This window comes from Pantoea sp. X-Soil-ISGK-275 (genome assembly GCF_059730795.1).
In genome coordinates this window covers 889,707-916,703 of the sequence record NZ_AP035976.1, presented here as the reverse complement: position 1 = coordinate 916,703, position 26,997 = coordinate 889,707, and the positions used below count along the sequence as shown (strand labels likewise).

General features: G+C 56.5%; 24 protein-coding genes. 15 read left to right on the top strand and 9 right to left on the bottom strand.

Annotation, left to right across the window (positions count from 1 at the left end):
• The first annotated feature begins 13 nt into the window (after positions 1–13).
• Together AC6I8A_RS04095 and AC6I8A_RS04090 are read left to right on the top strand one after the other, a co-directional pair.
• Positions 14–1,840 (top strand): glycosyltransferase family 25 protein, encoded by a 1,827-nt coding sequence (locus tag AC6I8A_RS04095; protein ID WP_265301261.1) that lies wholly within the window; start codon positions 14–16, stop codon positions 1,838–1,840.
• 3 nt (positions 1,841–1,843) lie between these two features.
• Positions 1,844–3,229 (top strand): D-ribitol-5-phosphate cytidylyltransferase, encoded by a 1,386-nt coding sequence (locus tag AC6I8A_RS04090; RefSeq protein WP_497818071.1) that lies wholly within the window; start codon positions 1,844–1,846, stop codon positions 3,227–3,229.
• Between the two features lie 54 nt (positions 3,230–3,283).
• Here AC6I8A_RS04090 and mrcB read toward each other — a convergent pair whose 3' ends face one another.
• Together mrcB and hrpB are read right to left on the bottom strand one after the other, a co-directional pair.
• Positions 3,284–5,815 carry a bifunctional glycosyl transferase/transpeptidase gene (gene mrcB / locus AC6I8A_RS04085; RefSeq protein WP_293794228.1) on the bottom strand — a complete coding sequence of 844 codons (2,532 nt, stop codon included), beginning with the start codon at positions 5,813–5,815 and terminating at the stop codon, positions 3,284–3,286.
• A gap of 98 nt (positions 5,816–5,913) precedes the next feature.
• Positions 5,914–8,388, bottom strand: coding sequence for an ATP-dependent helicase HrpB (gene hrpB / locus AC6I8A_RS04080; RefSeq protein WP_497818070.1), 2,475 nt, complete (start codon positions 8,386–8,388; stop codon positions 5,914–5,916).
• Positions 8,389–8,424: 36 nt separating this feature from the next.
• Here hrpB and thpR point away from each other — a divergent pair, with 36 nt between their 5' ends.
• The 9 genes from thpR (at position 8,425) to panD (ending at position 15,434) form a co-directional block, all read left to right on the top strand.
• Positions 8,425–8,964, top strand: a complete 540-nt coding sequence (gene thpR / locus AC6I8A_RS04075) for an RNA 2',3'-cyclic phosphodiesterase (RefSeq protein WP_293794295.1) — start codon at positions 8,425–8,427, stop codon at positions 8,962–8,964.
• On the top strand, positions 8,965–9,669 hold the full coding sequence (sfsA, locus tag AC6I8A_RS04070; protein WP_479486649.1) for a DNA/RNA nuclease SfsA: 705 nt from the start codon (positions 8,965–8,967) through the stop codon (positions 9,667–9,669).
• Positions 9,670–9,916: 247 nt separating this feature from the next.
• Positions 9,917–10,372 carry an RNA polymerase-binding protein DksA gene (gene dksA / locus AC6I8A_RS04065; protein ID WP_007888770.1) on the top strand — a complete coding sequence of 152 codons (456 nt, stop codon included), beginning with the start codon at positions 9,917–9,919 and terminating at the stop codon, positions 10,370–10,372.
• A 70-nt stretch (positions 10,373–10,442) separates the two neighbouring features.
• The gene (gene gluQRS, locus AC6I8A_RS04060; RefSeq protein WP_293794231.1) at positions 10,443–11,372 is read left to right on the top strand and encodes a tRNA glutamyl-Q(34) synthetase GluQRS; all 930 of its coding nucleotides are present in this window, start codon (positions 10,443–10,445) and stop codon (positions 11,370–11,372) included.
• A gap of 38 nt (positions 11,373–11,410) precedes the next feature.
• Positions 11,411–12,823, top strand: coding sequence for a polynucleotide adenylyltransferase PcnB (gene pcnB / locus AC6I8A_RS04055; protein WP_217646662.1), 1,413 nt, complete (start codon positions 11,411–11,413; stop codon positions 12,821–12,823).
• Complete coding sequence (gene folK, locus AC6I8A_RS04050; protein WP_497818069.1) at positions 12,820–13,305, top strand: 2-amino-4-hydroxy-6-hydroxymethyldihydropteridine diphosphokinase; 486 nt, start codon at positions 12,820–12,822, stop codon at positions 13,303–13,305. Before pcnB ends, folK begins: the two co-directional genes overlap by 4 nt.
• 42 nt (positions 13,306–13,347) lie before the next feature.
• On the top strand, positions 13,348–14,142 hold the full coding sequence (gene panB, locus AC6I8A_RS04045) for a 3-methyl-2-oxobutanoate hydroxymethyltransferase (RefSeq protein WP_497818068.1): 795 nt from the start codon (positions 13,348–13,350) through the stop codon (positions 14,140–14,142).
• Between the two features lie 15 nt (positions 14,143–14,157).
• Positions 14,158–15,012, top strand: a complete 855-nt coding sequence (panC, locus tag AC6I8A_RS04040) for a pantoate--beta-alanine ligase (RefSeq protein WP_256695639.1) — start codon at positions 14,158–14,160, stop codon at positions 15,010–15,012.
• Positions 15,013–15,053: 41 nt separating this feature from the next.
• On the top strand, positions 15,054–15,434 hold the full coding sequence (gene panD / locus AC6I8A_RS04035) for an aspartate 1-decarboxylase (protein ID WP_007888760.1): 381 nt from the start codon (positions 15,054–15,056) through the stop codon (positions 15,432–15,434).
• 40 nt (positions 15,435–15,474) lie between these two features.
• On the opposite strand, the gene AC6I8A_RS04030 is transcribed toward panD, so the two are convergent.
• From AC6I8A_RS04030 to hpt, 3 genes are all read right to left on the bottom strand, one after another.
• A complete protein-coding gene (locus AC6I8A_RS04030; protein ID WP_256695638.1) occupies positions 15,475–16,245 on the bottom strand; it encodes an ABC transporter permease in 771 nt (256 codons plus the stop codon).
• Entirely contained in the window at positions 16,242–17,168 is a 927-nt protein-coding gene (locus AC6I8A_RS04025) for an ABC transporter ATP-binding protein (protein WP_008108526.1), read from the bottom strand. The genes AC6I8A_RS04030 and AC6I8A_RS04025 overlap by 4 nt, the downstream gene beginning before the upstream one ends.
• 192 nt (positions 17,169–17,360) lie before the next feature.
• On the bottom strand, positions 17,361–17,897 hold the full coding sequence (gene hpt, locus AC6I8A_RS04020) for a hypoxanthine phosphoribosyltransferase (RefSeq protein WP_497818067.1): 537 nt from the start codon (positions 17,895–17,897) through the stop codon (positions 17,361–17,363).
• A 165-nt stretch (positions 17,898–18,062) separates the two neighbouring features.
• Here hpt and AC6I8A_RS04015 point away from each other — a divergent pair, with 165 nt between their 5' ends.
• Complete coding sequence (locus AC6I8A_RS04015; RefSeq protein WP_436332340.1) at positions 18,063–19,352, top strand: cystathionine gamma-synthase family protein; 1,290 nt, start codon at positions 18,063–18,065, stop codon at positions 19,350–19,352.
• Here AC6I8A_RS04015 and cueO read toward each other — a convergent pair.
• Complete coding sequence (gene cueO / locus AC6I8A_RS04010; protein WP_497818066.1) at positions 19,345–20,934, bottom strand: multicopper oxidase CueO; 1,590 nt, start codon at positions 20,932–20,934, stop codon at positions 19,345–19,347. The two genes, AC6I8A_RS04015 and cueO, sit on opposite strands and share 8 nt — an antisense overlap.
• Positions 20,935–21,111: 177 nt before the next feature.
• Between cueO and AC6I8A_RS04005 the strand changes: the two genes are divergently transcribed.
• On the top strand, positions 21,112–21,459 hold the full coding sequence (locus AC6I8A_RS04005; RefSeq protein ID WP_007888732.1) for a YacC family pilotin-like protein: 348 nt from the start codon (positions 21,112–21,114) through the stop codon (positions 21,457–21,459).
• A 212-nt stretch (positions 21,460–21,671) separates the two neighbouring features.
• Here AC6I8A_RS04005 and AC6I8A_RS04000 read toward each other — a convergent pair whose 3' ends face one another.
• Genes AC6I8A_RS04000 through dtnK form a run of 3 tightly spaced genes read right to left on the bottom strand, consistent with a single transcriptional unit; the run spans position 21,672 to position 24,684 of the window.
• Positions 21,672–22,433 (bottom strand): DeoR/GlpR family DNA-binding transcription regulator, encoded by a 762-nt coding sequence (locus AC6I8A_RS04000; RefSeq protein WP_497818065.1) that lies wholly within the window; start codon positions 22,431–22,433, stop codon positions 21,672–21,674.
• 6 nt (positions 22,434–22,439) lie between these two features.
• Complete coding sequence (locus tag AC6I8A_RS03995; protein WP_256695635.1) at positions 22,440–23,420, bottom strand: D-threonate 4-phosphate dehydrogenase; 981 nt, start codon at positions 23,418–23,420, stop codon at positions 22,440–22,442.
• On the bottom strand, positions 23,413–24,684 hold the full coding sequence (dtnK, locus tag AC6I8A_RS03990) for a D-threonate kinase (RefSeq protein ID WP_256695634.1): 1,272 nt from the start codon (positions 24,682–24,684) through the stop codon (positions 23,413–23,415). The genes AC6I8A_RS03995 and dtnK overlap by 8 nt, the downstream gene beginning before the upstream one ends.
• Positions 24,685–24,866: 182 nt before the next feature.
• On the opposite strand from dtnK, the gene AC6I8A_RS03985 reads away from it, so the two are divergent.
• Positions 24,867–26,015: an iron-containing alcohol dehydrogenase gene (locus AC6I8A_RS03985; RefSeq protein WP_497818064.1), complete on the top strand. Its 1,149-nt coding sequence runs from the start codon at positions 24,867–24,869 to the stop codon at positions 26,013–26,015.
• A 17-nt stretch (positions 26,016–26,032) separates the two neighbouring features.
• On the top strand, positions 26,033–26,917 hold the full coding sequence (locus AC6I8A_RS03980; protein ID WP_256695632.1) for a dihydrodipicolinate synthase family protein: 885 nt from the start codon (positions 26,033–26,035) through the stop codon (positions 26,915–26,917).
• The last annotated feature ends 80 nt before the right edge of the window (positions 26,918–26,997 follow it).

Here is a 26,997-nt window from a genome sequence, read left to right as displayed (position 1 = left end):
TAAAGACATCGTCATGGCCGCTATAAACTGGAACATTGTTGATCGCGTTATCTTCATCAATTTGAAGAAACGCAAAGACCGATTAACCCGCATCACTAAACAGCTTAAAAAGTTAGGTCTAACCGCTGAAAAAATCGTTCGTCTGAATGCGATCAAGCATGAAAAGGGCTACATCGGCTGCACGCAATCGCATATTGCCGCGCTGGAGATGGCACGCGATAACGGCTGGGAGCGGGTGCTGATTCTGGAAGATGACTTCAGCTTTGATGAAAACCAGGCGAATTATGACAATCTCAACCGCTACTTTGCCGCCCTGCCGCAAATCAACTGGCAAGTGGCTTTTCTGGCGGCCAATTATCGCCGCGTCACGCCGTTGAAAAGCGTGGACTATATCGTACGCGCCAACTTCGCGTGGTGCGCCTGCGCGTATATCGCCAATCTCCGCTATTACGCCACGCTGATTGAAAACTATCGCGCAGCGCTGCAGGCACAATTGCAAGGTGGCGCGCAGGCGCAATATGCCCTTGATGTGCACTGGAATAGCCTGATGCAGCAGGATCTGTGGCTGGGCGTGTTCCCCAACGCCGGCGCACAACGGCTCGACAAAAGCGATATCGAAAATAGAACGGTAGATTACCGCGCACTCTTCAGAAAGCCGTTGAGTCAAATTGTTGCGCCCGCCAAATTCACGCCCTCCACTACCGGTCCAATTAAGGTCGATTTTTACTTCCAGTGGCCGCCGGGTTGGACAAATTTTGAATCGGTAATTGAGGCGATGCAGGCCAATCCCGTCTTCGATTGCCGCATCGTGGTGGTGCCTTACCTGAACTGGAAGGCCAGCGATGTTAATGGCGATATTCAGCGTGAAATTCTGCGTGAAAGAGGGCTCGACTATATCGGGTTTGAAGATTATCAGTTGGAGGCGCGTCAGCCGGATGTGGTGTTCCTGCAAAACCCTTACGACGAAGCGCGACCCGAAGCCTTCCGCAGCGACTACTTGCATGAGCGCGGCGTGAAGATCGCTTATATCCCTTACGCGCTCGACACCGGAATTGGCGCTGAAAGTATGGTGTATCAGTATAATTTGCTCTGTCAGAATCTGGCGACGTGGATATTTGCCCGTTCAGAAAAACATAAAGCTGAGTTTGCACTGCAATGTCAGGCAGGAAATCGCCATGTACACGTTACTGGCCATCCTAAATTTGACCACTATCAACGTCGTTTCCCTCTTTCAGATAAGCCGCAGCCACGCACAGTAACCACTTTCCTGTGGACACCGCATTTCGTGCTGCCGGGCGATCAGAAGATGTACACCACTTTCAACCTTTACGGCAGCGCGATCCTGAAGCTGATTGAGCGTCAGAATATTCATCTGATCATTCGCCCTCATCCGCTGCTAAGCCAGTGGATAAATGAAGCCAACTCATCGGCACGTAGCCTTTATCAGCAATTACTTAGCACGGCGCAGCAGCACGCCAATCTGGAGTGGGATCACGGGCATGATTACACCCATACTTTTGCGCGTTCCGATGCACTCATCGCAGACGCCGGCTCTTTCCTGCTGGAATATCTGCCGTCGAAAAAACCCATCCTCTATCTCACCCACGAAACCTGCCACGGTTTAAACCGCACTGCAGATTTCATTTATGACGCCTACGACGTTGCCTGGTGCGAAGAGGATATTTTCACCTTTGTTGACAACATTGTCGCGGGGCGCGATGCAATGAAAATGCGCCGGGAACAGGTGCTGCAAGAGGAACTGCAGATAGAAAAGAAAACGGCGGGCGAGAAGATCGCTGAAATTATTTGTTCATCACTCAGACCGCAAGCGGCGGAATAAAAAATGAAAAATGTAGCCATAATACTTTCTGGCGGTACAGGCACCCGCTTTGGCAGCGACAAGCCGAAACAATTTGCTAAGTTGGCGGGTCGTGCGGTGATTGAATATACCATCGAGCGTTTTGAAACGTCGGTCGACATTGATGAGATTATTATTGTCTCGCAAAATGAGCACATCGATTTTATGTGGGAACTGGTGGCTAAAAATCAGTGGCATAAAGTGAGTAAAGTGGTGAACGGCGGTAAAGAACGTTTTGACTCGACATATTCCGCACTGAAAACCCTTAGCGACTATGACGGTCAATGCAAAATCTTACTGCATGATGCCGTGCGGCCATTAATTAGCGACGCAATCATTCGCAAATGCGTAGATGCCCTGGAATCCTTTGACGCCGTAGATGTGGTGATCCCCTCAGCAGATACCTTAGTAGAAGTACACGATGATGGCTGCATTGCCCATATTCCTCATCGTGCCAGCATGCGTCGTGGCCAGACACCTCAAGCATTTCGTCTGGAGAAAATTCGCCAGGCTTATGAGAAAGCGGCGGCCATAGGTAAGTTTACGTTTACCTGCGACTGCGGCGTGCTGCGTAATATGCTGCCTGAAACGCGTGTTATTACCGTTGAGGGAGATGAAAACAATATCAAAATCACCCATCCACTTGACCTCTATATCGCAGAGAAATTGCTGCAGGAGAAAAGCTCACATTCATTGAATACTGCCAGTCTCGATTTCCTGCGCGATAAGCATATGGTTATTTTTGGTGGCGGTAGTGGAATTGGTCTGGAGATGATGAAAGTTGCCACGCTATGCGGGGCCAAAGTGCATATTGCCAGCCGTTCACATAATGATATCGATATCACTCAGCTCGACAGCATTAAAAACTATTTAAATAACATCATTGCCGAGCATGGCAATATTGATTATATCGTCAACACTGCAGGTGTATTAATTAAGAAACCGCTCTCCACGCTGACTCAGCATGAAGTTATGGCGCTGATTAACATTAATTATCTCGGGGCCGTAAACGTGGCGATTGCGGCAAAAGAGCGCTTAACCAGTAATTCCGGCATGTTATTGAATTTTACATCCAGTTCCTATACGCGCGGACGGGCCTTTTATGCCCTTTACTCCTCTGCAAAAGCTGCGGTAGTCAATTTGACTCAGGCGCTGGCGGAAGAGTGGATTGAGGATAAGGTCAAAGTGAACTGCATTAATCCTGAGCGTACCGCAACGCCAATGAGAACCGTTAATTTTGGCGAGGAACCGGCAGACTCACTGTTACATGCGCGAGACGTTGCAGTAAAAAGCCTGGAAGTTCTGGTGACGCAAAGCACTGGTATGGTTATTGATATTCGTAAAAGTAACTGCAAGAACCAGCCCCGCTGACCACCTATCCCAATGAAAAAGGGCGCCGCAGCGCCCTTTGTATTTTTCGGCAAGTTATTTGCTGCCGAACATATCCTTAATCCAACCCGCGACGCCGTCAGAATCTTTCTGCTCATTCTGTGGCTGTTGCTGCTGTTGCTGCTGCTCTTGTTGCTGCTGCAACTGCTGCTGTTGCTGCTGAACCTGCTGTTGCTGCTGCTGACACAGCGCATTCGGATCCAGCGACCACACCGGCAGCGAACGCCATGTGCTGCTGCCGCTACCGCAAACGAAGTTACCGGCAGAATCGACGTTCATCTGCGTGATATCTTCCGGCGGCGTCAGCACCAGCGGCATCGGCGCCTGGTTGTCGAGATAACGACGATAAAGCTGCATCGCACCGCTGGCACCGTACAGTTTCGAGGTTTGGTTGTTATCACGACCAACCCAGGTAATCGCCACTTCTTTGCCATCGACACCGGCGAACCAGCTGTCGATCAGGTCATTGGTGGTACCGGTTTTGCCCGCCAGATGCGCTTTCGGATATCGCGCACCCAGCGCACGCGCGGTACCGTGATCGGCGACCTGCTGCATGGTGTAGAGCGTGAGATACGCGGCCTGCGCTGGTTCGACGCGCTGCGCCTGCGGATAGCTCTGATACAGCACCGTGCCATCCTCGGCAATCACTGAACGCACCGCCGACAACTCAGCGCGGTTACCGCCGCTGGCAATCGACTGGAACGCCTGCGCTACTTCAATCGGCGTCAGATTCAGTGCACCCAGCAGCATGGATGGTACCGGATGCAGCTGATCTTTCGGCACGCCGAGTTTGTTCCAGGTATCGACCACCGCATCCAGTCCCAGCGTCATACCGAGGTTGACGGTTGGCACGTTCATCGAGTTGGTCAACGCATCCACCAGCATCACTTTGCCGCTGAAACGACGATCGTCATTCATCGGTTTCCAGATGGTGCCATTCGGCTGTTTCAGCGCAATCGGCTCATCGGCGATCCAGCTGTTGAGGCGATAGCTGTTCGGCTGACTCAGCGCGGTGAGATAGGTCGCCGGTTTTGCCAGCGAGCCAATCGAACGACGCGCCTGCAATGCGCGGTTGTAACCGGCAAACTGCGGATCGGCACCGCCAACCATGGCGCGCACTTCACCACTGAAGCGGTCAACCACCACCATCGCGGTTTCCAGATCTTTCAGTCCCCGCTGTTTTTTCAGCGTAGGAATGCCTTCCACCACCGCTTTCTCAGCGGCATCCTGCGAGATCGCATCCAGCGTGGTGAAAATCTTCACGCCAGAGAGATCTTTCATTTTGTCGCCGAGCTTAGCCTGCAGCTCGTTACGCACCATCTGCATAAACGCCGGCTGTGGCGTGATCACGCCGCCTTTAGGCTGCACGCCCAGCGGACGCGCCGACAACATGTCATACAGTTCCTGATCGATGACGTTCTGCTGCTGCAACAAACGCAGCACCAGGTTACGTCGCTCCAGCGCCAGTTTCGGATTACGCCACGGATTGTACAGCGACGCGCCTTTCACCATGCCAACCAGCATCGCCTGCTGATCGAGGCTCAGCTCATCCACCGGACGACCAAAGTAATACAGACTCGCCAGCGGGAAGCCGCGGATCTGATCGTTACCGGTCTGGCCGAGATACACCTCATTGAGATACAGCTCGAGGATGCGATCTTTGCTGTAGCGCGCATCCATGATCACCGCCATATAGGCTTCACGTGCTTTACGCCACAGCGAACGCTCGTTGGTGAGGAACAGGTTTTTCACCAGCTGCTGCGTCAGCGTACTGCCGCCCTGCACCGCTTTACCGGCGGTGATGTTGGCGAGGAACGCTCGACCAATCGAATACGGGCTAATGCCGTCGTGTTCGTAGAAGTGACGGTCTTCGGTGGCGATCAAGGTGCTAACCAGCAGATCCGGGAAACCGGCGCGCGGCACGAACAGACGCTGTTCACCGTTCGGCGACTGCAACATGGTGATCAGGCGCGGATCGAGGCGGAAGAAGCCAAAATCACGGCCGGTATCGAGGTTTTTAATCTCGCTCAGCTCATCGTTGCTAAACGTCAGACGCGCGTTGATCTGCCCTTCTTTGCTGTCCGGGAAATCAAACGGACGACGCAGCAGGTCAATGGTGTTGCCTTTGACGCTAAACTCGCCCGGACGGGTGATGCGCGACACTTCGCGATACTGCGTGCCTTCCAGCAGCGCAATCATCTCTTTTTTGTCGTACGACATGCCCGGTTCGAGGTTAACCATGCGGCCATAAACGGCGGCCGGCAGTTGCCACACTTTACCGTCGATGCGGCTGCGGATTTCCGAGTCGAGATAGACGCCCCAGGCGGCCATCACTACCACAAAGACCAGGAAGAGTTTAATCAACCAGCCTAACCAGCGACGTTTGCCGCGTGGCGGACGTTTTTTACTTTTTGGTGGCACCGGTCCACTCTCCTCATCTTCTTCATCAAAATCGTCCTGATCGATATCATCATCAAGTTCCCTGCGGCGACCCCGACGCGCAGTGCTGCGCGGCGGCTTTGGCGCTTTTCCTTTGCGCCCAATAGGTTCGCGATCGTTCCCAGACATGCTTTTATTCTCCAGGCATTACTACGGCGGCGGCCGTTACTCTAACTGCTTTCTCGTGCTGCGCATGGCAGAACCCTCTGAATTCGATCCACAGCGTTTCACGATGAAAATTTCTTGGTCCGCCTTGTGGGTAAGGCGTTGGCCGGATCGTCCGGCCACGGATGCTTTGGATAGCGCCCTTTCATCTCTTTCTGCACTTCGGGATAGGCACCGCGCCAGAACGCCGCGAGGTCGCGGGTGATCTGCAACGGACGGTGCGCGGGCGAGAGCAGCTCTAATACCAGCGGTACGCGGCCATCGGCCACCGCCGGATTCTGTGCTTCGCCAAACATCTCCTGAATCCGCACCGCCAGCGCGGGTGGCTTCTCGGCATCGTAGCGGATCGGCAGGCGGCTTCCGGTCGGCACAGTGTAATGAGTTGGCAGCACAGTATCCAGCCGCTGACGTTGTGACCATGTCAGCAAATGTAATAATGCGCTGACAAGATTGATGCTCTGCAATCCTTTCAGATCGCGCACCGCAATCATCTCCGGCAACAGCCAGCTTTCAAGCGTATCGAGCAGGCTCTCATCGTCCAGCGGCGGCCACGCCTCTTCCGGCAACCACTGCGTGGCACAATGCACCCGCAAGCGTAGCTGCTCAGCGTCTTCTTTCCAGCCCAGCACCGACAATCCTTTTTCACGGATCCAGCGCAGCATCGCCGGATGCAATATTTCCGCTTCCGGACGCGCCTGCGGCTGTGCTTTCAGGACCAGCGCACCAATGAGTTCGCGCTTCCACGCGCGCATGGTGCCTTTCTCCTCGTCCCACTCCACGTCGGTGCGCTGCTCAACTAATGTTGGAGACGCGCGGCGTAACGCGTCGATATCCACCGGCAGCGCCAGCAACATGCGCGCATCAGCGGCGCTGGCGCCCTGCAACAGCGTCGGCGCAATCAGCCACTCATAGCGGCTCAAACCATCTTGTTCGTTGAGCATCGCGCCAATGCCATTCGCCAGCTGATAACGCGCACTGTCGCCACGACGCTGCGCCAGACGATCGGCAAAACCGGCGGCCAGCAGCTGCGGGAATAAGTCGGGATTAATGCTGCCGCCACTGGCGTTGAGGCGTTTCTGCCACTGACGCGCACGGCGCTGCCAGTGCGACTGCGGATGATTAAGCGCATCACGCAAATCAACGCTGCCACTGCGTGGAGGATCTTCCAGAATCGCCACCAACAGCGCGGCGCTGGCGATGGCATCGTTGTTTTGCCCGGCGGCCACCAGAATCGCGCTTAGGCGCGGATCGCTGCCCAGCGCCGCCATCTTGCGACCGCGTGCGTTAAGTTGGTGATTCTCCAGCGCGCCGAGCTGCGTTAACCGCTCGCACGCCGCACGCAAGTTGCGCGGCGGCGGCGCATCAAGCCAGGTCAGCTGCGTCGCATCCTGACAACCCCATTGCAGCAGATCGATCTGCAGCGAGGTCAAATCGCTCTGGAGAATTTCCGGTTCGCTCTGCGCTGCTGCGCGCAGCGCCTGCTCTTGCGGCAGCAAATGCAGGCAGATGCCCGGTTCTAATCGCCCGGCACGTCCGGCACGCTGGGTCATTGATGCCTGGCTGATGCGCTGCGTTTGCAGCCGCGTCACGCCGCTGCGCACGTCAAACTGCGCCGAGCGCTCCAGCGCACTATCGACCACTAATCGGATACCTTCGATGGTCAAACTGGTTTCGGCGATGTTGGTCGCCAGCACCACTTTGCGGCGCCCCGCCGGAGACGGCAGGATGGCACGGCGTTGCACTTCCAGCGACAGCGCGCCATATAAAGGAGAGAGATCCACCTCGTCACCGACCCGCGCTTCCAGCTCGCGCTTCACTCTTTCGATTTCTGCTACGCCCGGCAGGAACAGCAGCAGCGATCCTGACTCGTCGCGCAGCAGTTGTGCCACCTCGCGTGCTACCGCTTCCTCAAAACGTTGCTGGTTGTTGAGCGAAACATAGCGGCGCGTGACAGGGAAGCTGCGTCCTTCTGAGATGATAAAAGGCGCATCCGGCAGCAGCTGACGCAAACGCTGGTTGTCGAGCGTGGCCGACATCAGCAGGATTTTTAGATCGTCGCGCAATCCTTGCTGCACATCGAGCAGCAGCGCCAGCGCAAGATCGGCCTGCAGGCTGCGTTCGTGGAATTCATCGAGGATCACCAGCGAGACGCCTTCCAGCATTGGATCGCGCTGCAACATGCGCGTCAAAATGCCTTCTGTCACCACTTCGAGGCGCGTGTTGGCACCGCAGCAGTTTTCACCGCGCATGCGATAGCCAACGGTGCCGCCCGGCTGCTCGCCAAGCAGTTCCGCCAGACGCTGCGCCACGTTGCGCGCCGCCAGTCGACGCGGCTCCAGCATGATGATGCGGCCGGACAATTGGGCGTGTTTTAGCAGCTGTAACGGCAGCCAGGTGGATTTACCTGCGCCGGTCGGCGCCGCCAGCAACACCTGCGGCGACTGCGCCAGCGCGGCCAGCAACGCAGGCAGCACCTCGATTACCGGTAACTCACTCAAACTCAACTCCCAAAATGCCTGTGCTAAGATGGCGCGCATTGTAGCACTCTGAGGCGCGGATTACCGGAGGCCAAACTGGCAACGCAACGTCTGTTTTTTGCTCTTGAACTGCCCGCTCCGCTCCAGCAACAGCTGGTACAGTGGCGCGCGGATAATTTTGCTGCCGAAGCCGGGAAACCGGTGGCGGCGGCCAACCTGCACCTGACGCTGGCGTTTCTCGGCGAGGTCAGCGATGAGACCTCACGTAAGCTGCAACTGCTGGCCTCACGCATCGAACAGCCGGGTTTTCCCCTCGATTTGGATGATGCCGGCCACTGGCCGCGTCCCGGCGTGGTGTGGCTCGGCTGCCAGCGTGCGCCGCGCGGATTACTGCAACTCGCCAGCCTGCTGCGTGCGCAAGCGGCGCGGCATGGCTGCGCGCAGAGCCCGCAGCCGTTTCATCCGCACGTCACGCTGTTGCGCCACGCAGCACCGCAGATCGCGCTACCGCCGCGCGGCTTTCACTGGCGCGCCGATATCCGCCATTTTGCGCTGTTCGCTTCGAACGTCACGCGTGGCCGCACGCGTTATCAGGCGCTGGCCCGCTGGCCGCTACTATCATCCCCAGGAGAGTAAATGGAGTTCGATCCGCCACTCAAACCCGCCCGCTTGATCGCCCGTTACAAACGCTTTTTAGCCGATGTGGTTACGCCAGAAGGTGAAACGCTGACCCTTCACTGCGCCAATACCGGCGCGATGACCGGCTGCGCCACGCCGGGCGATACCGTGTGGTATTCAACCTCCAACAGTGCCACGCGAAAATATCCGCACAGTTGGGAGCTCACCGAGACCCAGCAAGGCCACTGGATCTGCGTCAATACGCTGCGCGCTAATCAGCTGGTGCGCGAAGCGCTGACGCTCGATACCATTCCGGAATTATCCGCTTACAGCCGCTGCCAGCCTGAAGTGAAATACGGCACGGAAAAAAGCCGAATTGATTTCCTGCTGCAAGCGGATGGCCGATCGAACTGCTATATTGAAGTCAAGTCCGTCACCCTTTTACAAGCAGGTAAAGGCTATTTTCCGGATGCGGTGACGGCTCGTGGACAGAAACATCTGCGCGAATTGAGCTCTATCGTGGCAGAAGGTCATCGAGCCGTTTTGTTGTTCGCAGTTTTGCATACGGGGATTGAGGACGTTTCCCCGGCACGCCATATCGACGTGCACTACGCAGAACTACTGGAACAGGCGCAGCGTTGTGGTGTGGAAGTTTTGGCGTATCAAGCTCAAATTTCACCGTTAAAGATATTACTGACGCATCCGATTAACGTAGCGTTGTAATATTTATAGCAATTTGGTGTGATAGGAATGTTCTGGGCGAGGCGCTGAATACGCGATTGTTCAGAGGCTTGTCAAGTAGTGGTCAGGAATAATTGCCAACCTTGATTGCTTCTGCTATTTATAGCGGCCTGTTTTTTTCCCTTTATGGGAATCGATAAGCCCTAAATCGTTCGGGTTGTAGGCACACAGTCAACGCACATGCAACTTGACGTATTTAGGGAAGTGCGTGTTATCCAGGAGAAACAACATGCAAGAAGGGCAAAACCGTAAAACATCGTCCCTGAGTATCCTCGCCATCGCTGGAGTTGAGCCTTATCAGGTGAAACCGGGCGAAGAGTATATGAACGACGCCCAGCTAGGCCATTTCCGTAAAATTCTGGAAGCCTGGCGCAACCAACTTCGGGATGAAGTAGATCGCACTGTGTCACATATGCAGGACGAAGCTGCTAACTTCCCGGATCCGGTCGACCGTGCCGCGCAGGAAGAAGAGTTCAGCCTGGAATTGCGTAACCGCGATCGTGAGCGCAAACTCATTAAAAAGATTGAGAAAACGCTCAAGAAAGTGGATGACGACGATTTCGGTTACTGCGACTCCTGCGGTGTAGAAATTGGTATTCGCCGCCTTGAAGCGCGTCCGACTGCCGATCTCTGCATTGACTGCAAAACGCTGGCAGAAATCCGCGAGAAGCAGATGGCTGGCTAATGGCCGTGAGCAAATTGCTACCGCACAGCCGGGAAAATCCCTGTTTTCCCGACGTGCGGTACACTTCGTTATGAATCCTTCACTCTGCATTGGGCGTTTCGCCCCCTCTCCTTCGGGTGACCTCCATTTTGGTTCGCTGATTGCTGCATTAGGCAGTTACCTGAGCGCGCGCGCGCAACAGGGACGCTGGCTGGTGCGCATTGAAGATATCGATCCCCCACGTGAAGTTCCCGGTGCCGCAACGCGTATTTTGCAGCAGCTGGAACATTATGGTCTGCATTGGGATGGCGAGGTTTTGTGGCAGTCACAGCGCCACGACGCCTATCGCGCCGCGCTGAGCTGGCTGCAAACGCATCGTCAAAGTTACTTCTGCACCTGCACGCGCAGCCGCATCCAGCAGTTGGGCGGCTTTTATGATGGTCACTGCCGCGATTTGCAGTTGCCGCCTGACAACGCCGCGCTGCGCCTGCGTCAACATGCGCCGGTTAACGGCTTTAACGATCGCCTGCGCGGCCATTTGCAGGCCGAACCGCAGCTGGCGCAGGAAGATTTTATTATCCATCGCCGTGATGGGCTGTTTGCCTACAACCTCGCGGTGGTGGTCGATGACCATTTTCAGGGCGTGACGGAGATCGTGCGCGGCGCGGATTTGATTGAGCCAACGGTACGCCAGATTGCCTTGTATCAGCAGTTTGCCTGGCCAGTGCCGGATTATCTGCATTTGCCGCTGGCGGTCAATCGCGATGGCCATAAGCTTTCCAAGCAGAATCATGCGCCGGCGCTGCCCGATGGTGATGCGCGGCCGCTATTGGTGCAAGCCTTGCGCTTTCTTGGCCAGCCGGTTTCACCAGGCTGGCAGGATGAATCGCTGGAAAGCCTGTTGAAACAGGCGGTGGCGCAGTGGAATATCCGCCTGATTCCGTTGCAGAACGGTCTCAAAGAGGATGAAACGACATCACCATTCCTAAATGGTTCTCAACAGGCTATGATTAGCCGCTGATTTTATTAACACCCTTTTTCTCACTGTCGAGGTGTCCCATTTTTACCCGAGTCGCTAATTTTTGCCGGAGAGTCCTCAAGCGTGATGAGGAGGCGCCTGAAGAGGTGGAAGCTGAAAGTCCTGGTCAGATGACTGTCATTCCACGAGAAAGCCACAACATCTCACGCAAAGATATCAGCGAAAACGCCCTCAAAGTGCTCTATCGCCTGAACAAAGCCGGATTCGAAGCCTACCTGGTGGGCGGCGGCGTGCGCGATTTGCTGCTCGGCAGCAAGCCGAAAGACTTTGATATCACCACCAACGCCACGCCTGAACAGATGCGTAAGCTGTTCCGCAACTGCCGTTTGGTGGGTCGTCGTTTTCGTCTGGCGCATGTGATGTTCGGTCCGGAAGTGATCGAAGTCGCCACCTTCCGTGGCCATCATCATGAAGAGAGCGAAGAAGATCGCAACAGCTCGCAGCGCGGCCAAAACGGCATGCTGCTGCGTGACAACATTTTCGGCAGCATTGAAGACGATGCCCAGCGCCGCGATCTCACCATTAACAGCCTCTATTACAGCGTGGCCGATTTCACCGTACGTGATTACGTCGGTGGCTTGCACGATCTGCACGAAGGCATCATTCGCATGATTGGCGATCCGGAAACCCGCTATCGCGAAGATCCGGTGCGGATGCTGCGCGTGGTGCGCTTCGCCGCCAAGCTGCAGATGCGTATCGCGGCTGAAACTGCCGAGCCAATCCCGCGTCTGGCGACGCTGCTGAATGACATTCCGCCAGCGCGTATGTTTGAAGAGTCGCTCAAGCTGCTGCAGGCCGGTTACGGCTACCGCACCTATCAGATGATGCGTGAATATCAGCTGTTCCAGCCGCTGTTCCCAACGCTGACGCGCGGTTTCACCGCCGAAAGCGACAGCCTGATGGAACGTATGGTGGCGCAGGTACTGAAAAATACCGACACCCGCATTCAGAATGATATGCGCGTCAATCCGGCCTTCCTGTTTGCCGCGATGTTCTGGTATCCGCAGCTGGAATCCGCCGAACGCATTGCGCAGGAAAGCGGCCTGACCTATTACGATGCTTTCGCCCTGTCGATGAACGAAACGCTGGACGAAGCCTGCCGCGCGCTGGCGATTCCAAAACGTATCACAACGCTGATTCGTGATATCTGGCAGCTGCAGCTGCGCATGTCGCGTCGTCACGGCAAGCGTGCGTGGAAGCTGATGGAGCATCCTAAGTTCCGTGCCGCTTACGATTTGATGGCGCTGCGTGCCGACGTGGAAAACAATCCTGAGCTGCAAAAGCTGACGCATTGGTGGGGCGAGTTCCAGGCGGCGGCACCGGTGCAGCAGAAAACCATGATGACCACGCTGGGCGACGATCCGGCACCGCGCCGCAAACCGCGCCGTCCGCGTCGCCGTCCAACCGGGCCGCGCACTAACAGCCCGCAATGACCCGCGTTTACCTCGCTTTAGGCAGTAATCTGGCCGATCCGCTGCATCAGGTTGATGCAGCGTTGGCCGCGCTAGACGCCATTCCGCACACTTCGCGCATCGCCACGTCATCGCTGTATCGCACACCGCCGTACGGTCCGCCGGATCAACCCGATTACCTTAATGCGGTGGTGGCGCTGGAAACTGCACTGGAGGCCGATGCGCTGCTCGATCATACCCAGCGCATTGAGCTGGAGCACGGTCGCGTGCGCAAAGCCGAACGCTGGGGACCGCGCACGCTGGATCTCGATATCATGCTGTTTGGCAGCGAAACCATTTCCACGCCGCGTCTGACCGTGCCGCATTACGACATGCACAATCGCGCCTTTATGCTGGTGCCGCTGCTGGAGATTGCCCCGCAATTGTCGCTGCCGAACGGGCAAGCCTTGTCCGCCATTCTCGCCCGGCTTAATCGCAGCGCTATCCGTTTGTGGTCTGAGTAAGCCGTAGTACACTGCGCGCATCAGAAAACTCTGGAGCGTGTGATGAAACCAACAACCCTCTCCCATTTACGCCAACTCAAAACCAGCGGCCGCAAATTTGCCACGCTGACGGCGTACGACTTCAGTTTTGCCCGCCTGTTTGCCGATGAAGGCATTCAGGTGATGCTGATTGGTGATTCGCTCGGCATGACCGTGCAGGGCCACGAATCGACCTTGCCGGTCACCGTGGACGATATCGCCTATCACACCGCCGCCGTGCGCCGTGGCGCGCCGCTGGCGCTGCTGATGGCCGATCTGCCGTTTATGAGTTACGCCACGCCGGAACAGACGTTCACTAACGCCGCACAGCTGATGCGCGCGGGCGCCAATATGGTGAAGCTGGAAGGTGGCGAGTGGCTGGCGGAAACCGTGCATATGCTCACCGAGCGCGCCGTGCCAGTGTGCGGCCACTTAGGCCTGACGCCGCAATCGGTGAACATCTTCGGTGGCTATAAAGTGCAGGGCCGCGATGAAGCTGCCGCTGAACGTCTGCTGGCCGATGCGCTAGCGCTGGAAGCCGCCGGTATGCAGCTGCTGGTGCTGGAGTGCGTGCCGGTGGCGCTGGCGGAGCGCGTCACCAAAGCGCTGTCGGTGCCGGTGATCGGCATCGGTGCGGGCAACGTCACTGACGGTCAGATTCTTGTGATGCACGACGCCTTTGGCATTACCGGCGGCCACATTCCCAAATTTGCCAAAAATTTCCTCGCTGAAACCGGCGACATTCGCGCGGCGATTCGCCAATATATCGCCGACGTTGAAGCGGGCCGCTACCCTGCCGCTGAACACAGTTTCCAGTAAATCAGGAGATTTGCAGTGCTGATCATTGAAACACTGCCGATGCTGCGTCGTGAAATTCGTCGCTGGCGTCAGGCAGGCAAACGTATCGCGCTGGTGCCCACCATGGGCAACCTGCACGACGGTCATCTGACGTTGGTCGATGAAGCGCGCGAGCGCGCCGACGTTGTGGTGGTCTCGATTTTCGTTAACCCGATGCAGTTTGATCGTCCCGACGATCTGGCGCGCTATCCGCGCACGCTGCAGGACGATTGTGAGAAGCTGAATCGTCATAGCGTGGATCTGGTGTTCGCCCCCGCGCCCGCGGATGTCTATCCAAAAGGCCTTGATAGCCAAACCTTCGTGGAAGTGCCGGGTTTATCATCGCTGCTGGAAGGGGCCAGCCGTCCAGGACATTTCCGTGGCGTCTCTACCATCGTCAGCAAACTGTTTAATCTGGTGCAGCCTGACATCGCCTGCTTTGGCGAGAAGGATTTTCAGCAGCTGGCAATCATCCGCAAGATGGTGGCGGATATGGGCTTCGATATCGAGATTGTGGGCGTGCCAACGGTGCGCGCGAAAGATGGCCTGGCGCTGAGTTCGCGCAATGGCTATCTCACCGCCGACGAGCGTAACATCGCCGCCGGTCTCAGCCAGGTGATGAACAGCATGGCCGAACGTCTGAGCAACGGCGAGCGCCATGTCGAAGAAATTATTGAGCACGCGGAAGTGGCGTTGCGTGAGAAGGGTTTCCGTCCGGATGGACTGGCGATTTGCGATGCCGAAACCTTACAAGCGCTCAACGTGGACAGCCAGCGCGCGGTGATTCTGATGGCCGCATGGCTTGGTAATGCGCGTCTGATTGATAATCAGCAAGTGGATCTGACGGAGTAGTTTTCCGTCGTTTATTGGCAGCTTAACAAGGTTAGACAGTTATGATTCGCACCGTACTTCAAGGCAAACTGCATCGCGTTAAAGTCACTCAGGCAGATTTGCATTACGAAGGTTCCTGCGCCATTGACCAGGATTTCCTCGACGCCTCTGGCATTCTGCAATACGAAGCCATCGACATCTACAACGTCACCAACGGTCAGCGTTTTTCCACCTACGCGATTGCCGCTGAACGTGGCTCGAAGATTATCTCAGTCAACGGTGCCGCCGCGCGTTGCGCCTGCGCCGGCGATATCATGATCATCTGCTCTTACGTGCAGGTAGAAGATGAAGTCGCGCGCAGCTGGCAGCCGAAAGTCGCCTACTTTGAAGGCGATAACGAAATGAAGCGCCTCGCCAAAGCGTTACCGGTTCAGGTCGCCTGATATAACAAGGGCGCGGTTTTTATACCGCGCCCTTGTTTTTTTACGTCCGCAATCCTCTGCCACGCTGAATCAACGAATACACCAACACATAAAACACCACGATAAAGGCGATCAGCACCGACAGGGTAAACACCAACGGCACATCGTTAATGCCGAGGAAACCGTAACGGAAGCCGCTGATCATATACACCACCGGATTCAGCTTCGACACCGCTTGCCAGAACGGTGGCAGCAACGTCAGCGAATAGAACACGCCGCCGAGGTAGGTTAACGGCGTCAGCACGAAGGTCGGAATCAGGCTGATATCGTCAAAAGTGCGCGCAAATACCGCATTCAGCAGGCCCGCCAGCGAGAACAGAATCGCCGTCAGCAGCAGCGTCACCGCTACCATCGACCACGAATGCACGTGGAACGGCACGAAGAACAGCGAAATCGCGGTCACCAAAATCCCCACGCACACGCCGCGCGCCACGCCGCCGCCGACATAACCGGCGATGATGATGTGGGTTGGTACCGGCGCCACCAGCAGCTCTTCGATGTTGCGCTGGAACTTGGCGCTAAAGAACGATGACGCCACGTTGGCGTAAGCGTTGGTGATCACCGCCATCATGATCAGGCCCGGCACGATAAACTGCATGTAGCTGAAACCGTGCATATCGCCGATGCGTGAACCAATCAGGTTGCCGAAGATGATGAAGTAGAGCGTCATGGTGATCACCGGCGGCACCAGCGTCTGAATCCAGATCCGGGCGAAGCGGTTAATCTCTTTGCTCCAGATGCTCTTGAGCGCCACCCAATACAAGTGCGTCATGCTTTCACTCCTGTTTTTCCCTGTGTCAGGCTGACGAACAGCTCCTCAAGGCGGTTCGCTTTATTGCGCATGCTCAGCACCTGCACGCCCTGCGCGCTCAGCTGGCTGAACACGCTGTTGAGACCTTGCTCGCGCATCACTTCCACTTCCAGCGTAGAGGTATCGACCAGACGATACTGGAAGCCCTCCAGCTGCGGCAGCGGGCTGCGCGGTGCCAGATCAAGAATAAAGGTTTCGGATTGCAGCTTAGAGAGCAATCCCTTCATTGAGGTGTTTTCCACCAGCTCGCCGCTCTGAATAATGCCAATGTTGCGGCACAGCATCTCCGCCTCTTCCAGATAGTGCGTGGTGAGGATGATGGTGGTGCCTTTGATATTCAGCTCTTTCAGGAAACTCCACATCGAACGGCGCAGTTCGATATCCACGCCCGCGGTCGGTTCGTCGAGGATCAGCAGCTTCGGCTCATGCATCAGCGCACGCGCGATCATCAGACGACGCTTCATACCGCCCGAAAGCATGCGCGCACGTTCGTTGCGTTTGCCCCACAGATCGAGCTGATTGAGGTATTTTTCCGCGCGTTTATTGGCTTCGGCACGTTCAACGCCGTAGTAACCGGCCTGATTGACCACAATCTGCATCACGGTTTCAAACGGGTTGAAGTTGAACTCCTGCGGCACCAGCCCGAGCTGACGCTTGGCGTTGACCACGTCTTTTTGCAGGTCATAGCCAAACACGCGCACGCTACCGCCGGTTTTATTCACTAACGAGCTGATAATACCGATGGTGGTGGATTTTCCGGCGCCGTTTGGCCCCAGCAGAGCGTAAAAATCGCCGGCTTCCACGTTGAGATCGAGTCCTTTCAGCGCCTGAACGCCGCCGGGATAGGTTTTGGTCAGCCCGGAAATTTCCAGTGCATATGTCATTGCGAATCCATACCTTGTTGTAGAGACATCAAAGGCCTATGAAAATGGTAATGCGCACGAACGATGTCGCGGTCATTAACATTAAGAAATCAATGGAGTTTAGCAGAGAGTGAAGCCAGCCCCTAAGTCGTTGACTCACGGGCTGCGCAGTGTATCGCAGGCGGGGGAGATTAGCCTTGGACGATTGTGCGGTTATTCACCGGTCGGGATAACTTTGCCGATATACGGCAGATGGCGATAGCGCTGAGCGTAATCAATACCAAAGCCCACCACGAACTCATCGGGAATGGTGAAGCCCACGTATTCGACGGTGACGTCCACTTCGCGGCGCTCGGGCTTATCCAGCAAAGTACAAATCGCCAGTGACTTTGGCTCGCGCAGGCGCAGAATCTCACGCACTTTGCTCAGCGTGTTGCCGGAATCGATGATGTCTTCCACGATCAGCACATCTTTGCCACGAATATCTTCATCGAGATCTTTGAGGATTTTCACATCGCGGCTGCTCGACATACCGCTGCCGTAGCTTGACGCAGTCATAAAGTCGACTTCATGCGGCACCTCGATGGCGCGGCACAGATCGGCCATAAACATAAAGGAGCCGCGCAGCAAACCCACCAGCACCATTTCGCTGCCGCTGTCGCGGTAGTGCTCGTTAATCTGCTTGCCCAGTTCGGCAATTCGGGTTGCGATCTCTTGCTCGGAGATCATCACGTCGACGGTATGTTTCATTGCATGCGTCCAGTTACGGTTTTTGGAAAGCCACGAAGTCTATCATAGTCGAGCCAGCGTCTAACGCCGCGCACAGAACGCAAACGATTCCGTGGCGAAATTTATCGCACTGGCGTTAACTGTAGGAACCTGTCCGCCCTTTCACCGCCGAGTTCTGGAGTTCCTATGACCGCTTCATCCAGTAAAAAAACCACGATTGGTACGCGCGCGTTGCACCCGGAAACGCAGATGCTGAATTACGGTTACGATCCGCAGTTATCGGAAGGCGCGGTGAAACCACCGGTATTTCTCACCTCCACCTTTGTGTTTAACAGCGCCGAAGAGGGACAGGACTTTTTCGATTTCGTCGCCGGACGCAAACAACCGCCAGAAGGCAAAACTGGCGGGCTGGTCTACTCGCGCTTCAACCATCCCAACAGCGAAATCGTGGAGGATCGGCTGGCGGTGTACGAAGGCGCGGAAAGCGCGGCGCTGTTCTCTTCCGGCATGTCGGCCATTGCCACCACGCTGCTGACATTTGCGCGTCCGGGTGAAGTGATTCTGCATTCCCAGCCGCTGTATGGCGGCACCGAAACGCTGTTGAGCAAAACGCTGCACGATTTAGAGATCAAAGCAGTGGGATTCAGCGATGGCACCGACGAAGATAAAGTGCATGAAGCGGCGAAACTGGCGTGGCAGCGCGGACGCGTGGCGCTGATTCTGATTGAGACGCCCGCCAATCCGACCAACAGTTTGGTGGATATTCAGTTGATGCAGCAGGTAGCGGATGTGATTGCGCAGCAGCAAGGATCGCGGCCGATTCTCGCCTGCGATAACACGTTGCTCGGCCCGCTGTTTCAACGTCCGTTGCAGCATGGCGCGGATTTGTCGCTCTATTCACTGACCAAATATGTCGGCGGCCATTCGGATCTGATTGCCGGTGCGGTACTGGGGAGCAAAGCGCTGGTCGGCAAAGTGCGTTCGCTGCGCAGCGCCATCGGCACGCAACTGGATCCGCACTCCAGCTGGATGATTGGTCGCTCGCTGGAAACGCTGTCGCTGCGCATGGAGAAAGCCACCAGCAATGCCGAAAAAGTGGCGGCGTTTTTACGCGATCATCCGCAGGTGGAAAAACTGCATTGGCTGCCGTATCTGGCGGCTGAAAGTCCGGCGGGCAAAACGTATCAGCGCCAGTGCAGCGGCGCGGGCTCAACCTTCTCGTTTGATATTCGTGGCGGGCAAGCGGCGGCGTTCCGTTTCCTCAATGCGCTGGAACTGTTCAAGCTGGCGGTGAGCCTCGGCGGCACCGAATCGCTCGCCAGCCATCCTGCCAGCACCACCCATTCGGGCGTGCCGCAGGATGTGCGGCAACGCATTGGCATCACCGACGCGACCGTGCGCTTGTCGATTGGTATCGAACATCCTGACGACTTGATTGAGGATATGCGCCTGGCGCTGGAAGCCTCGGTTAACTGACGCTAAAACCGAGCATCATGCCGGTATCTTCATGTTCCAGCAGATGACAATGCGCCATGTAGGCATTGTCGGCGTTAGCGACATAGTTGAAGCGCACCAGCACTTCGCTGCGCCAACCGTTAACGCTAACCATGTCTTTCCAGCCGGCGCGATGCGGCGCTGGCGGCTTGCCGTTTTCTGACAGGATGCGGAACTGCGTGCCGTGAATGTGGAACGGATGCAGCATGTGATCGCCTTCACCGGAAATCGTCCACTTCTCCAGCTTGCCCAATTCGACATTGAACATCGGCTTGGTCATGTTAAATGCCTGACCGTTGATCTTGTTGCCGTTGTGGAAATCGTAGGCGGCGGTTTTACCGTGGCTGCCGTGATCCATCGCCATGTCGCCATGATCCATCGGCTTGGCGCTGTGACTCATATCCATATTGCCATGATCCATTTTCATCTCACCCATGGCTTTATCGCCGTAGCGATCCATCAACGCCTGCATGCCTTGCTGATCAAGCTGCGGATCCATCATCAGCTGCAGCCAGCGGCTTTGCAGACCTTCGGTGGCAGGAATCGGTGGCAGATCCACCAGCTTGTCCGGCAACGTGCCGCTGGCCAGCACGCGCAGCGGCAGAATGTTGACCAGCGGCAGCGGTTGATCGAACGGTGCCAGCGTCATGCCCATTTGCGTGACTGGCAACGTCACCACGTCAAAGGCTTTGCCATCTGACGTATCCACCAGCACTTCAAAACGCTCGCCCGGCAGCAGCGGCAAGCTCTCCACTTTCACCGGTTCGGCCAGCAAACCGCCGTCGCTGCCGATCACATACAGCGGACGTTGATCGCTGGTGGCGATATGCAGCGAACGCGCGTTACAACCATTGAGTAAACGGAGACGCAGCCAGCCGCGCGGCACCGCATGCTGCGGATATTGCACGCCGTTGGTCAGCATCATATCGCCGAACCAGCCGACGGCGGCACGCATGATATCGAGCTGATAATCGAGTTGCGTTCCCGCTTTATTCAACTGCTTATCCTGGAAAATCAGCGGCACATCATCTTCGCCCCATTGCATTGGCAGACGCAATTTGCCGGACGCTTCATCCTCCAGCAGCACCAAACCGGCCAGACCTTGCGCCACCTGATAACCGGTTTTACCGTGTAGATGCGGATGGAACCAGCAGGTCGCGGCGGGTTGATCAGGGGTGAAACTCACCTGACGCGTTGCACCGGGTGCAATAATCCCTTGCGGGCCGCCATCGACGTCGCCGGGAATTTCCAGCCCATGCCAGTGCAAGGTGGTGGCTTCTGGCAGCTGATTATGGATATTCACCGTAACCGCTTTTTCACGTTGCAGACGCAGCGCAGGCCCGAGCAAGCCACCGTTGTATCCCCAGGTTGGCACCGCTTTGCCATTCCATTGGCTGCTGCCGGTCATGGCGGTTAAGGTGTATTGCCCGCGTGCATCAGGCTGCAAAATAGAGGGAATCGGCAATAATGGGCGCGTGGCGGCCATTAGTGAGCGGCTCCATAGCGGCAGCGCACCGGCGGCGCTGAGTGCGGCAGTCAACTTTAGAAAATGACGACGTTGCATATTCTTATCCTTGTCGTGAATAAGGGCACAGCGTAAACCTTTACCCTGCGGGAGGGTCAAGTCCTGAAACAGAATGCGCTGATAAAAATGGTGGGAATGGCCCGAAAGGGCAAATTTAGCGGAATACCGGCAATAACTGTGCTAACGTCAATAAATTGTCCCTTGTTGAGAATCATTATGACGAAAAGCATCAAGATCCTGCTGCTGGCGGGACTCCTTGGCTTCTCCTCCACCAGTTTTGCCCTGAGCGAATCCGAAGCAGAAGATCTGGCAGACCTCACCGCCGTGTTCGTTTATCTCAAGAACGATTGTGGCTATCAGGATTTGCCGGACGCTCAGATTCGTAAAGCGCTGGTGTTTTTCGCCCAACAAAACCGTTGGGATTTAAGCAACTACAGCAATTACAACATGAAGTCGCTGGGCGAAGAGAGCTACAAGGATTTGAGCGGTATCGCCATTACCAACGACAAGAAGTGTAAGTCGCTGGCGCGCGATTCGCTGAGTTTGCTGGCTTACGTTAAGTAATTCTGAGTGCCCGCTGTACGCTGACTCGGTTGGTGCCCGCAGTCCCCCTCCTCGGTTGGTGCTCGCTGTCCCCCACCTCGGTCCTCCCCCACAAGTGGGGGAGGAAGATGCTGCAATATGTCAGTTCGAGGGTTGCATGTGGCAGCGTCTCCTTCCCCCGCTGGCGGGGGAAGGCCGGGATGGGGGACAGCCAGCACAATCCCAATCTGAATCTAAACCGTTAACTCCAATCCAATACCACGCTCGCGCAGATCGCGGCACACCGCTTCATCCAGACGCGCATCCGTCACCACATCGGTCAGGCTATCAATCGGCGCGGCGCAATACAGTGACCATGAACCGTACTTGCTGCTGTCCGCCAGCAGAACGCGGCGGCGCGCATTAGCCAGCAGATCCATCTTCAATCCGGCTTTATCTTCGATTGGCGTGGTAATCCCGCGTTCGATGCTCCACGAGTTGCAGCTGACAAAGGCGATGTCGGGATTGATGCTGCGTAGCAGGCGGCGTCCATGTTCACCAATACATGACTGGCTGGAATCATCAATGCGTCCACCAATAATGGTGGTTTCGATTTGCTTAAACTCGGACAGAAACAGCGCGATGTGCAGATCGGCAGTGATCACCCGCAGCTTGAGGTGCGTCAGCTGGCGCGCCAGCTCCAGCATGGTCGTACCGGCATCCAATACCACCGCATCACCCGATTGCACGTAGCTGGCGGCAAACTGCGCGATGGCCTGCTTCTCGGCGAGGTTGCGCTGCATCTTCTCCAGCGTGGTCGGCTGATTAGGGATAAAGCGATTCAGCGTAACGCCGCCGTGGCTGCGGCTAATAACGCCCTCTTTATCCAGCTTGATCAGATCGCGGCGGATCGTCGCTGGCGAGGCGGAAATAGCGCTCACCAGTTGTTCAACAGTGACCAAATTATGGCTCTTCAGATAGTCCATAATCTGGTCGAGACGGCTTTGTCCCTTCATATTTCCCTATGCAAGCTGCATCGCGAGTTTAATGGAGATCGCCATGCTCGCAGAGTTCGCTTTACCTGTCCAGGCGATATCAAATGCGGTGCCGTGGTCCGCTGAAGTGCGGATAAACGGCAAGCCAGCGGTGATATTCACACCATCATAAAAACCTAATAGTTTCAGCGGGATGTGTCCTTGATCGTGGTACATCGCCACCACCATATCGTACTGCCCTTCCTGACACTGCAGGAACACGGTATCAGGCGGGCACGGGCCGCTGACGTCGATGCCCTGCGCTTTCATCGCTTTGATAGCAGGCGCGACGATAGTGATCTCTTCATCGCCAAACAGACCATTTTCACCGGCATGTGGATTGACGCCCGCCACGGCGATGCGCGGCTTGTCGAAACCGACGCGGCGCAGGAAGCCATCGGCCATGCCGATCACCGTCTGAATGCGCTCGCCGTTTAAGGTATCGAGGAACTTGCGCAGCGCAATATGCGTGGTGACATGAATCACTTTCAGCTTATCGGTGTAGAGCACCATGGCGTAATTTTTGGTGTTGGTCAGCTGCGCCAGCAGTTCGGTGTGGCCGGGATAAATATGTCCCGCCGAGTGCAGCGCCTCTTTATTTAACGGTGCGGTGGCAATCGCCTGCACCTCGCCAGCCAGCGCCAGTTCGGTGGCGCGTTTCACGCAGCGCCAGGCCAAATCGCCCGCCTCTTTCTGCACCACGCCGGGCTGCAGCGCGGCGGCATCCGCCAGCGGCTCATCAATCACGTTGATGATGCCGGGCGCGAAGTGCGCATCCTTGACCTGGTCGAGCACGCGCAGTTCAGCCTGCGGCGTGACATTGAGTCCCATTACCCGACGCAGCGTGTTGGCGCAACCCACCACCACCGCAGGCACGCCCGCTAACTCACCTTCTGCCAGCGCTTTAATGATGATCTCCGGGCCAATGCCCGCCGGATCGCCCATGGTAATCGCAATAATTTTACTCACTCGACTTCTCCTCAATAAAACGAATGGCTTCTACCAGGGTGTTTTCGTCACCAAAGCCACCTGCTTTGGTCATCACCGGCAGGTGTAATTCACTGTTAAGCAAAACCCCGTACGGCACGCAGCCCGCCACAAGGCCCTGAATCTGGAAACCGCTCGCGCCAAACGCCTGCGCCACGGCAATCGCCACATCACCGCCAGAGAGATACAGCCCGGCAGGCTGCGCCCTGCGGCACACGCGGCGGGTTAACTGCGCGAGAAACTGGCAGATGCGCTCGCCCAATAGCTGACGTGAAACCTGATGCTGTTGGCACAACTGCTCGATCTCGTGGCGCTGATCGGCATGTTGCGTAGTGCGCACCACGCAATGCGCGCCGTCGTGCAGCGCCTGCTGCATCGCCTGCTGCCACTGTTCAGCCTGCGGCCAGGCCGGTTGGGCAAAAAGCTGGCGGATATCAATATCGATAACGCGGATGTCGCGCTGGCTGGCGAGGCACGTAATCTGCTGCTGCGCAATCGCGCTCATCGAGCCAACCACCGCCAGCACCGGACGCGGCTGACGCGCCGCCAGCATCGCGCCAAGCGCATCGCTGAGCCCGGACGCACCGGCCAGCAATGGACGCGTCTCCAGCGTGGCTGCCGCAGCCATTAATAAGGCAATGTCGGCGTCCTGCTCGATATCCACCACCAGCAAACCTTGCTTGCTGGCCAGCACCTGCGCCAGCTGGTCGCCACGCAGCGTGGCGAGATCGAGGGTTTCACCCGGCAAGGCGCTCTGCATCTGCAATCGCGTCAGCACATGGCCGCTGGTGACCGGCGTTTTAGGATCGCTGGCGAATTCGCTGTCGATCAGACGTTGCTGGTGGATCCACACTTCCCCCGCCCGCGTGGTGCGTCCAAGCTTCGGCACCGCCGGCACCACTAAGGCTAATGTTTTGCCGCTGGCCTGCATTGCGGCGGCGATTTCCGCGCCGGGATTGCCGCGCAGCGTGGAATCAATCTTCTTGAACAACCAACCGTCATTAGCGATGGCCTGATGTTGCTCAATCGCCGCCCGCGTGCGCCGGGCCGCTTCCTGTTCGCTGAGCGCACGGCTATCGGTGCTGATGACCAGCACATCGGCGACATCAGCGTCATGCGGCGTGCTGCTATCAAACAGCACATGCACTCGCGCCCCGGCTTGTGCCAGCCCGCTGCCCGCGTCATTGGCGCCGGTAAAATCATCGGCAATCACCAGGACTGGCGTTTTCCATGGCGGTAAAGTCATGCTCTCTCCTGTTCCGGCCGCTGTCGTGCTGCAATGATTATATTCAATCATGATTGATTATATGTGAGCAAGATCAAATTAATCGAAATCAATTTGTCCTATAAAATTAGGCACTGTAGTGATAGACCTCGCGCTGCATGAGCAAACTTAATCATTCAGCGCAAAAAACGTAAGGGTAAGAGATGAATATCAACAGCACCGTGATCAGTGGCTTTCAGGCGCTTAATGACCTCAGCTATTTACTGCAAGGTAAAGAAAAAGCGCTGCTGGTGACCGATAAGAATATCGAAGGCATTCCGGCGGTGCAGACGCTAATCGCCCAGCTGAAGCAGCAGATTGCCAGCCTGAGCATCGTCAATACGGTGCCGCCAGAGCCCAGCCAGCACGATGTGGCGGCCATTGTCGCCGCGCTGCCGAGTACTGATGTGGATTTGGTGATTGGCGTCGGCGGTGGCAGCGTACTGGACGTCGCCAAGCTGCTGTCGATTCTGTGTGTTGAAGGCGCGCCAACACTGGACGCGCTGCTGGCGGGTGAAAAGCCGCAGACGCGCACCACTTCGCTGCTGATCCCCACTACCGCAGGTACCGGCTCAGAAGCCACGCCCAATGCGATTCTGGCAATCCCTGAGAAAGAGACCAAAGTCGGCATAATCTCGCCGGTGATGCTGCCAGATTATGTCGCGCTGGTGCCAGAGCTCACCACCAGCATGCCACCGCACATCGCCTCTTCAACCGGTATCGATGCGCTGTGCCATTTAATCGAGTGCTTTACCGCTACCGTGTCGAATCCGGTGAGCGATAACTATGCGCTGATCGGCATGAAAAAGCTGTTTGCCAGCCTCGAAACCACCCTCGCTGAGCCGGATAACCTTGAAGCGAGCCTGAATATGCTGTGGGCGTCTTATTACGGTGGCGCATCGATTGCGCATGCCGGTACGCATCTGGTACATGCGATGTCTTATCCGCTGGGCGGCAAATATCACCTGCCGCACGGCGTCGCCAATGCCATTCTGCTCGCACCCTGCATGCGCTTTGTGCGTCCGGCGGCGGTGAGCAAATTCGCTCAGGTTTACGATTTGCTACCGGATGCCGATACCTCGCTGGACGACGAAGCTAAATCCCACGCGCTGGTGGCGTACTTTGCCGCGCTGGTGAAACGCCTGAAGCTGCCCGCCAGCCTGGAAGAGCTGGGTATCGGCCCGGATCATCTGCCGTATCTGGTGGAAGCCGCGCTCGACGTGCAGCGCCTGATGAAGAATGTGCCGATGAAAGTGGATGCTGATGACGTACGCAACGTCTACCTGACGCTGTTTCCGGCTTTGAATCACTAAGGATTATCGAGGACAACATGAGCAAGAAAATTCAGGGCGTGTTAACCGCCATCGTCACTACTTTCGATCGCGACGGCGCATTCAATCCAGCCGCCCAACGCGAACAGGTTAAACGTCAGTTAAGCGCTGGCAACGGCATCTTCTGCGGCGGCACCAACGGCGAATTCTTCGTGCTGAACGAACAGGAGAAGCTGGCGGTGACGCAAACCTGCGTTGATGAAGTGAACGGCAGCGCGCCGGTGGTGGCGCACATTGGCGAGATCTCCACGCGTGAAACCATTCGCCTTGGGAAACAAGTGGCGAAGCTGGGCGTGGATGCGGTTTCGGTGATCACGCCCTATTTCGTGCCACTGAAACAGGAAGAGCTGATTGCCCACTATCGCGCGGTGGCCGACGCCATCGACGTGCCGCTGTTCCTCTACAACATTCCGGCACGCACCGGCAACACGCTGCAGCCAGAAACCGTACGCACGCTGGCCGCGCACCCGAACATCATCGGCATCAAAGACAGCGCCGGCAGCTATGAAAGCCTGAGCGGCTTCCTGCAAGCGGCTGTAGGAATCGACAGTTTTGATGTGCTGAACGGCCCGGATTCGTTGATTCATCAGGGCTTTGTCGACGGTTGCTCGGCCTGTATTTCGGGTCTCGCTAACGTGGCGCCTAAAGAGATCAATGCGATTTGGGCACGCTTTCATGCCGGCGATATCGAAGGTTCGCGCCTGGCGCAGGAGAATGTCACCGGTCTGCGCACCGATCTGTATAGCGTGGGCTTCTCTCCCGCCGCAGTAAAAAAAGCGGTGACGCTGCTGGGCTTTGAGGTTGGCGACAGCCGCTACGCGGTGAGTTTCTCTGCCGAAGAAGAGCAGAAGATCCGCCAGATTGTGAATCAGTATTTGCAGTAATTTTCAGGTGAGTAGCCAGCCAGGTCGTCATCAATGGCGACCCTGGCACCGGCTGTTATCTGTTTTTTTCAACATCGGGA

Excerpts from the sequence above, each read along its gene's own strand:
- AC6I8A_RS04095 (WP_265301261.1), top strand. The coding sequence starts at position 14 with ATGGCCGCTATAAACTGGAACATTGTTGATCGCGTTATCTTCATCAAT.
- AC6I8A_RS04090 (WP_497818071.1), top strand. The coding sequence starts at position 1,844 with ATGAAAAATGTAGCCATAATACTTTCTGGCGGTACAGGCACCCGCTTT.
- mrcB (WP_293794228.1), bottom strand. The coding sequence starts at position 5,815 with ATGTCTGGGAACGATCGCGAACCTATTGGGCGCAAAGGAAAAGCGCCA.
- hrpB (WP_497818070.1), bottom strand. The coding sequence starts at position 8,388 with ATGCGCGCCATCTTAGCACAGGCATTTTGGGAGTTGAGTTTGAGTGAG.
- sfsA (WP_479486649.1), top strand. The coding sequence starts at position 8,965 with ATGGAGTTCGATCCGCCACTCAAACCCGCCCGCTTGATCGCCCGTTAC.
- dksA (WP_007888770.1), top strand. The coding sequence starts at position 9,917 with ATGCAAGAAGGGCAAAACCGTAAAACATCGTCCCTGAGTATCCTCGCC.
- gluQRS (WP_293794231.1), top strand. The coding sequence starts at position 10,443 with ATGAATCCTTCACTCTGCATTGGGCGTTTCGCCCCCTCTCCTTCGGGT.
- folK (WP_497818069.1), top strand. The coding sequence starts at position 12,820 with ATGACCCGCGTTTACCTCGCTTTAGGCAGTAATCTGGCCGATCCGCTG.
- panB (WP_497818068.1), top strand. The coding sequence starts at position 13,348 with ATGAAACCAACAACCCTCTCCCATTTACGCCAACTCAAAACCAGCGGC.
- panD (WP_007888760.1), top strand. The coding sequence starts at position 15,054 with ATGATTCGCACCGTACTTCAAGGCAAACTGCATCGCGTTAAAGTCACT.
- AC6I8A_RS04030 (WP_256695638.1), bottom strand. The coding sequence starts at position 16,245 with ATGACGCACTTGTATTGGGTGGCGCTCAAGAGCATCTGGAGCAAAGAG.
- AC6I8A_RS04025 (WP_008108526.1), bottom strand. The coding sequence starts at position 17,168 with ATGACATATGCACTGGAAATTTCCGGGCTGACCAAAACCTATCCCGGC.
- hpt (WP_497818067.1), bottom strand. The coding sequence starts at position 17,897 with ATGAAACATACCGTCGACGTGATGATCTCCGAGCAAGAGATCGCAACC.
- AC6I8A_RS04015 (WP_436332340.1), top strand. The coding sequence starts at position 18,063 with ATGACCGCTTCATCCAGTAAAAAAACCACGATTGGTACGCGCGCGTTG.
- cueO (WP_497818066.1), bottom strand. The coding sequence starts at position 20,934 with ATGCAACGTCGTCATTTTCTAAAGTTGACTGCCGCACTCAGCGCCGCC.
- AC6I8A_RS04005 (WP_007888732.1), top strand. The coding sequence starts at position 21,112 with ATGACGAAAAGCATCAAGATCCTGCTGCTGGCGGGACTCCTTGGCTTC.
- AC6I8A_RS04000 (WP_497818065.1), bottom strand. The coding sequence starts at position 22,433 with ATGAAGGGACAAAGCCGTCTCGACCAGATTATGGACTATCTGAAGAGC.
- dtnK (WP_256695634.1), bottom strand. The coding sequence starts at position 24,684 with ATGACTTTACCGCCATGGAAAACGCCAGTCCTGGTGATTGCCGATGAT.
- AC6I8A_RS03985 (WP_497818064.1), top strand. The coding sequence starts at position 24,867 with ATGAATATCAACAGCACCGTGATCAGTGGCTTTCAGGCGCTTAATGAC.
- AC6I8A_RS03980 (WP_256695632.1), top strand. The coding sequence starts at position 26,033 with ATGAGCAAGAAAATTCAGGGCGTGTTAACCGCCATCGTCACTACTTTC.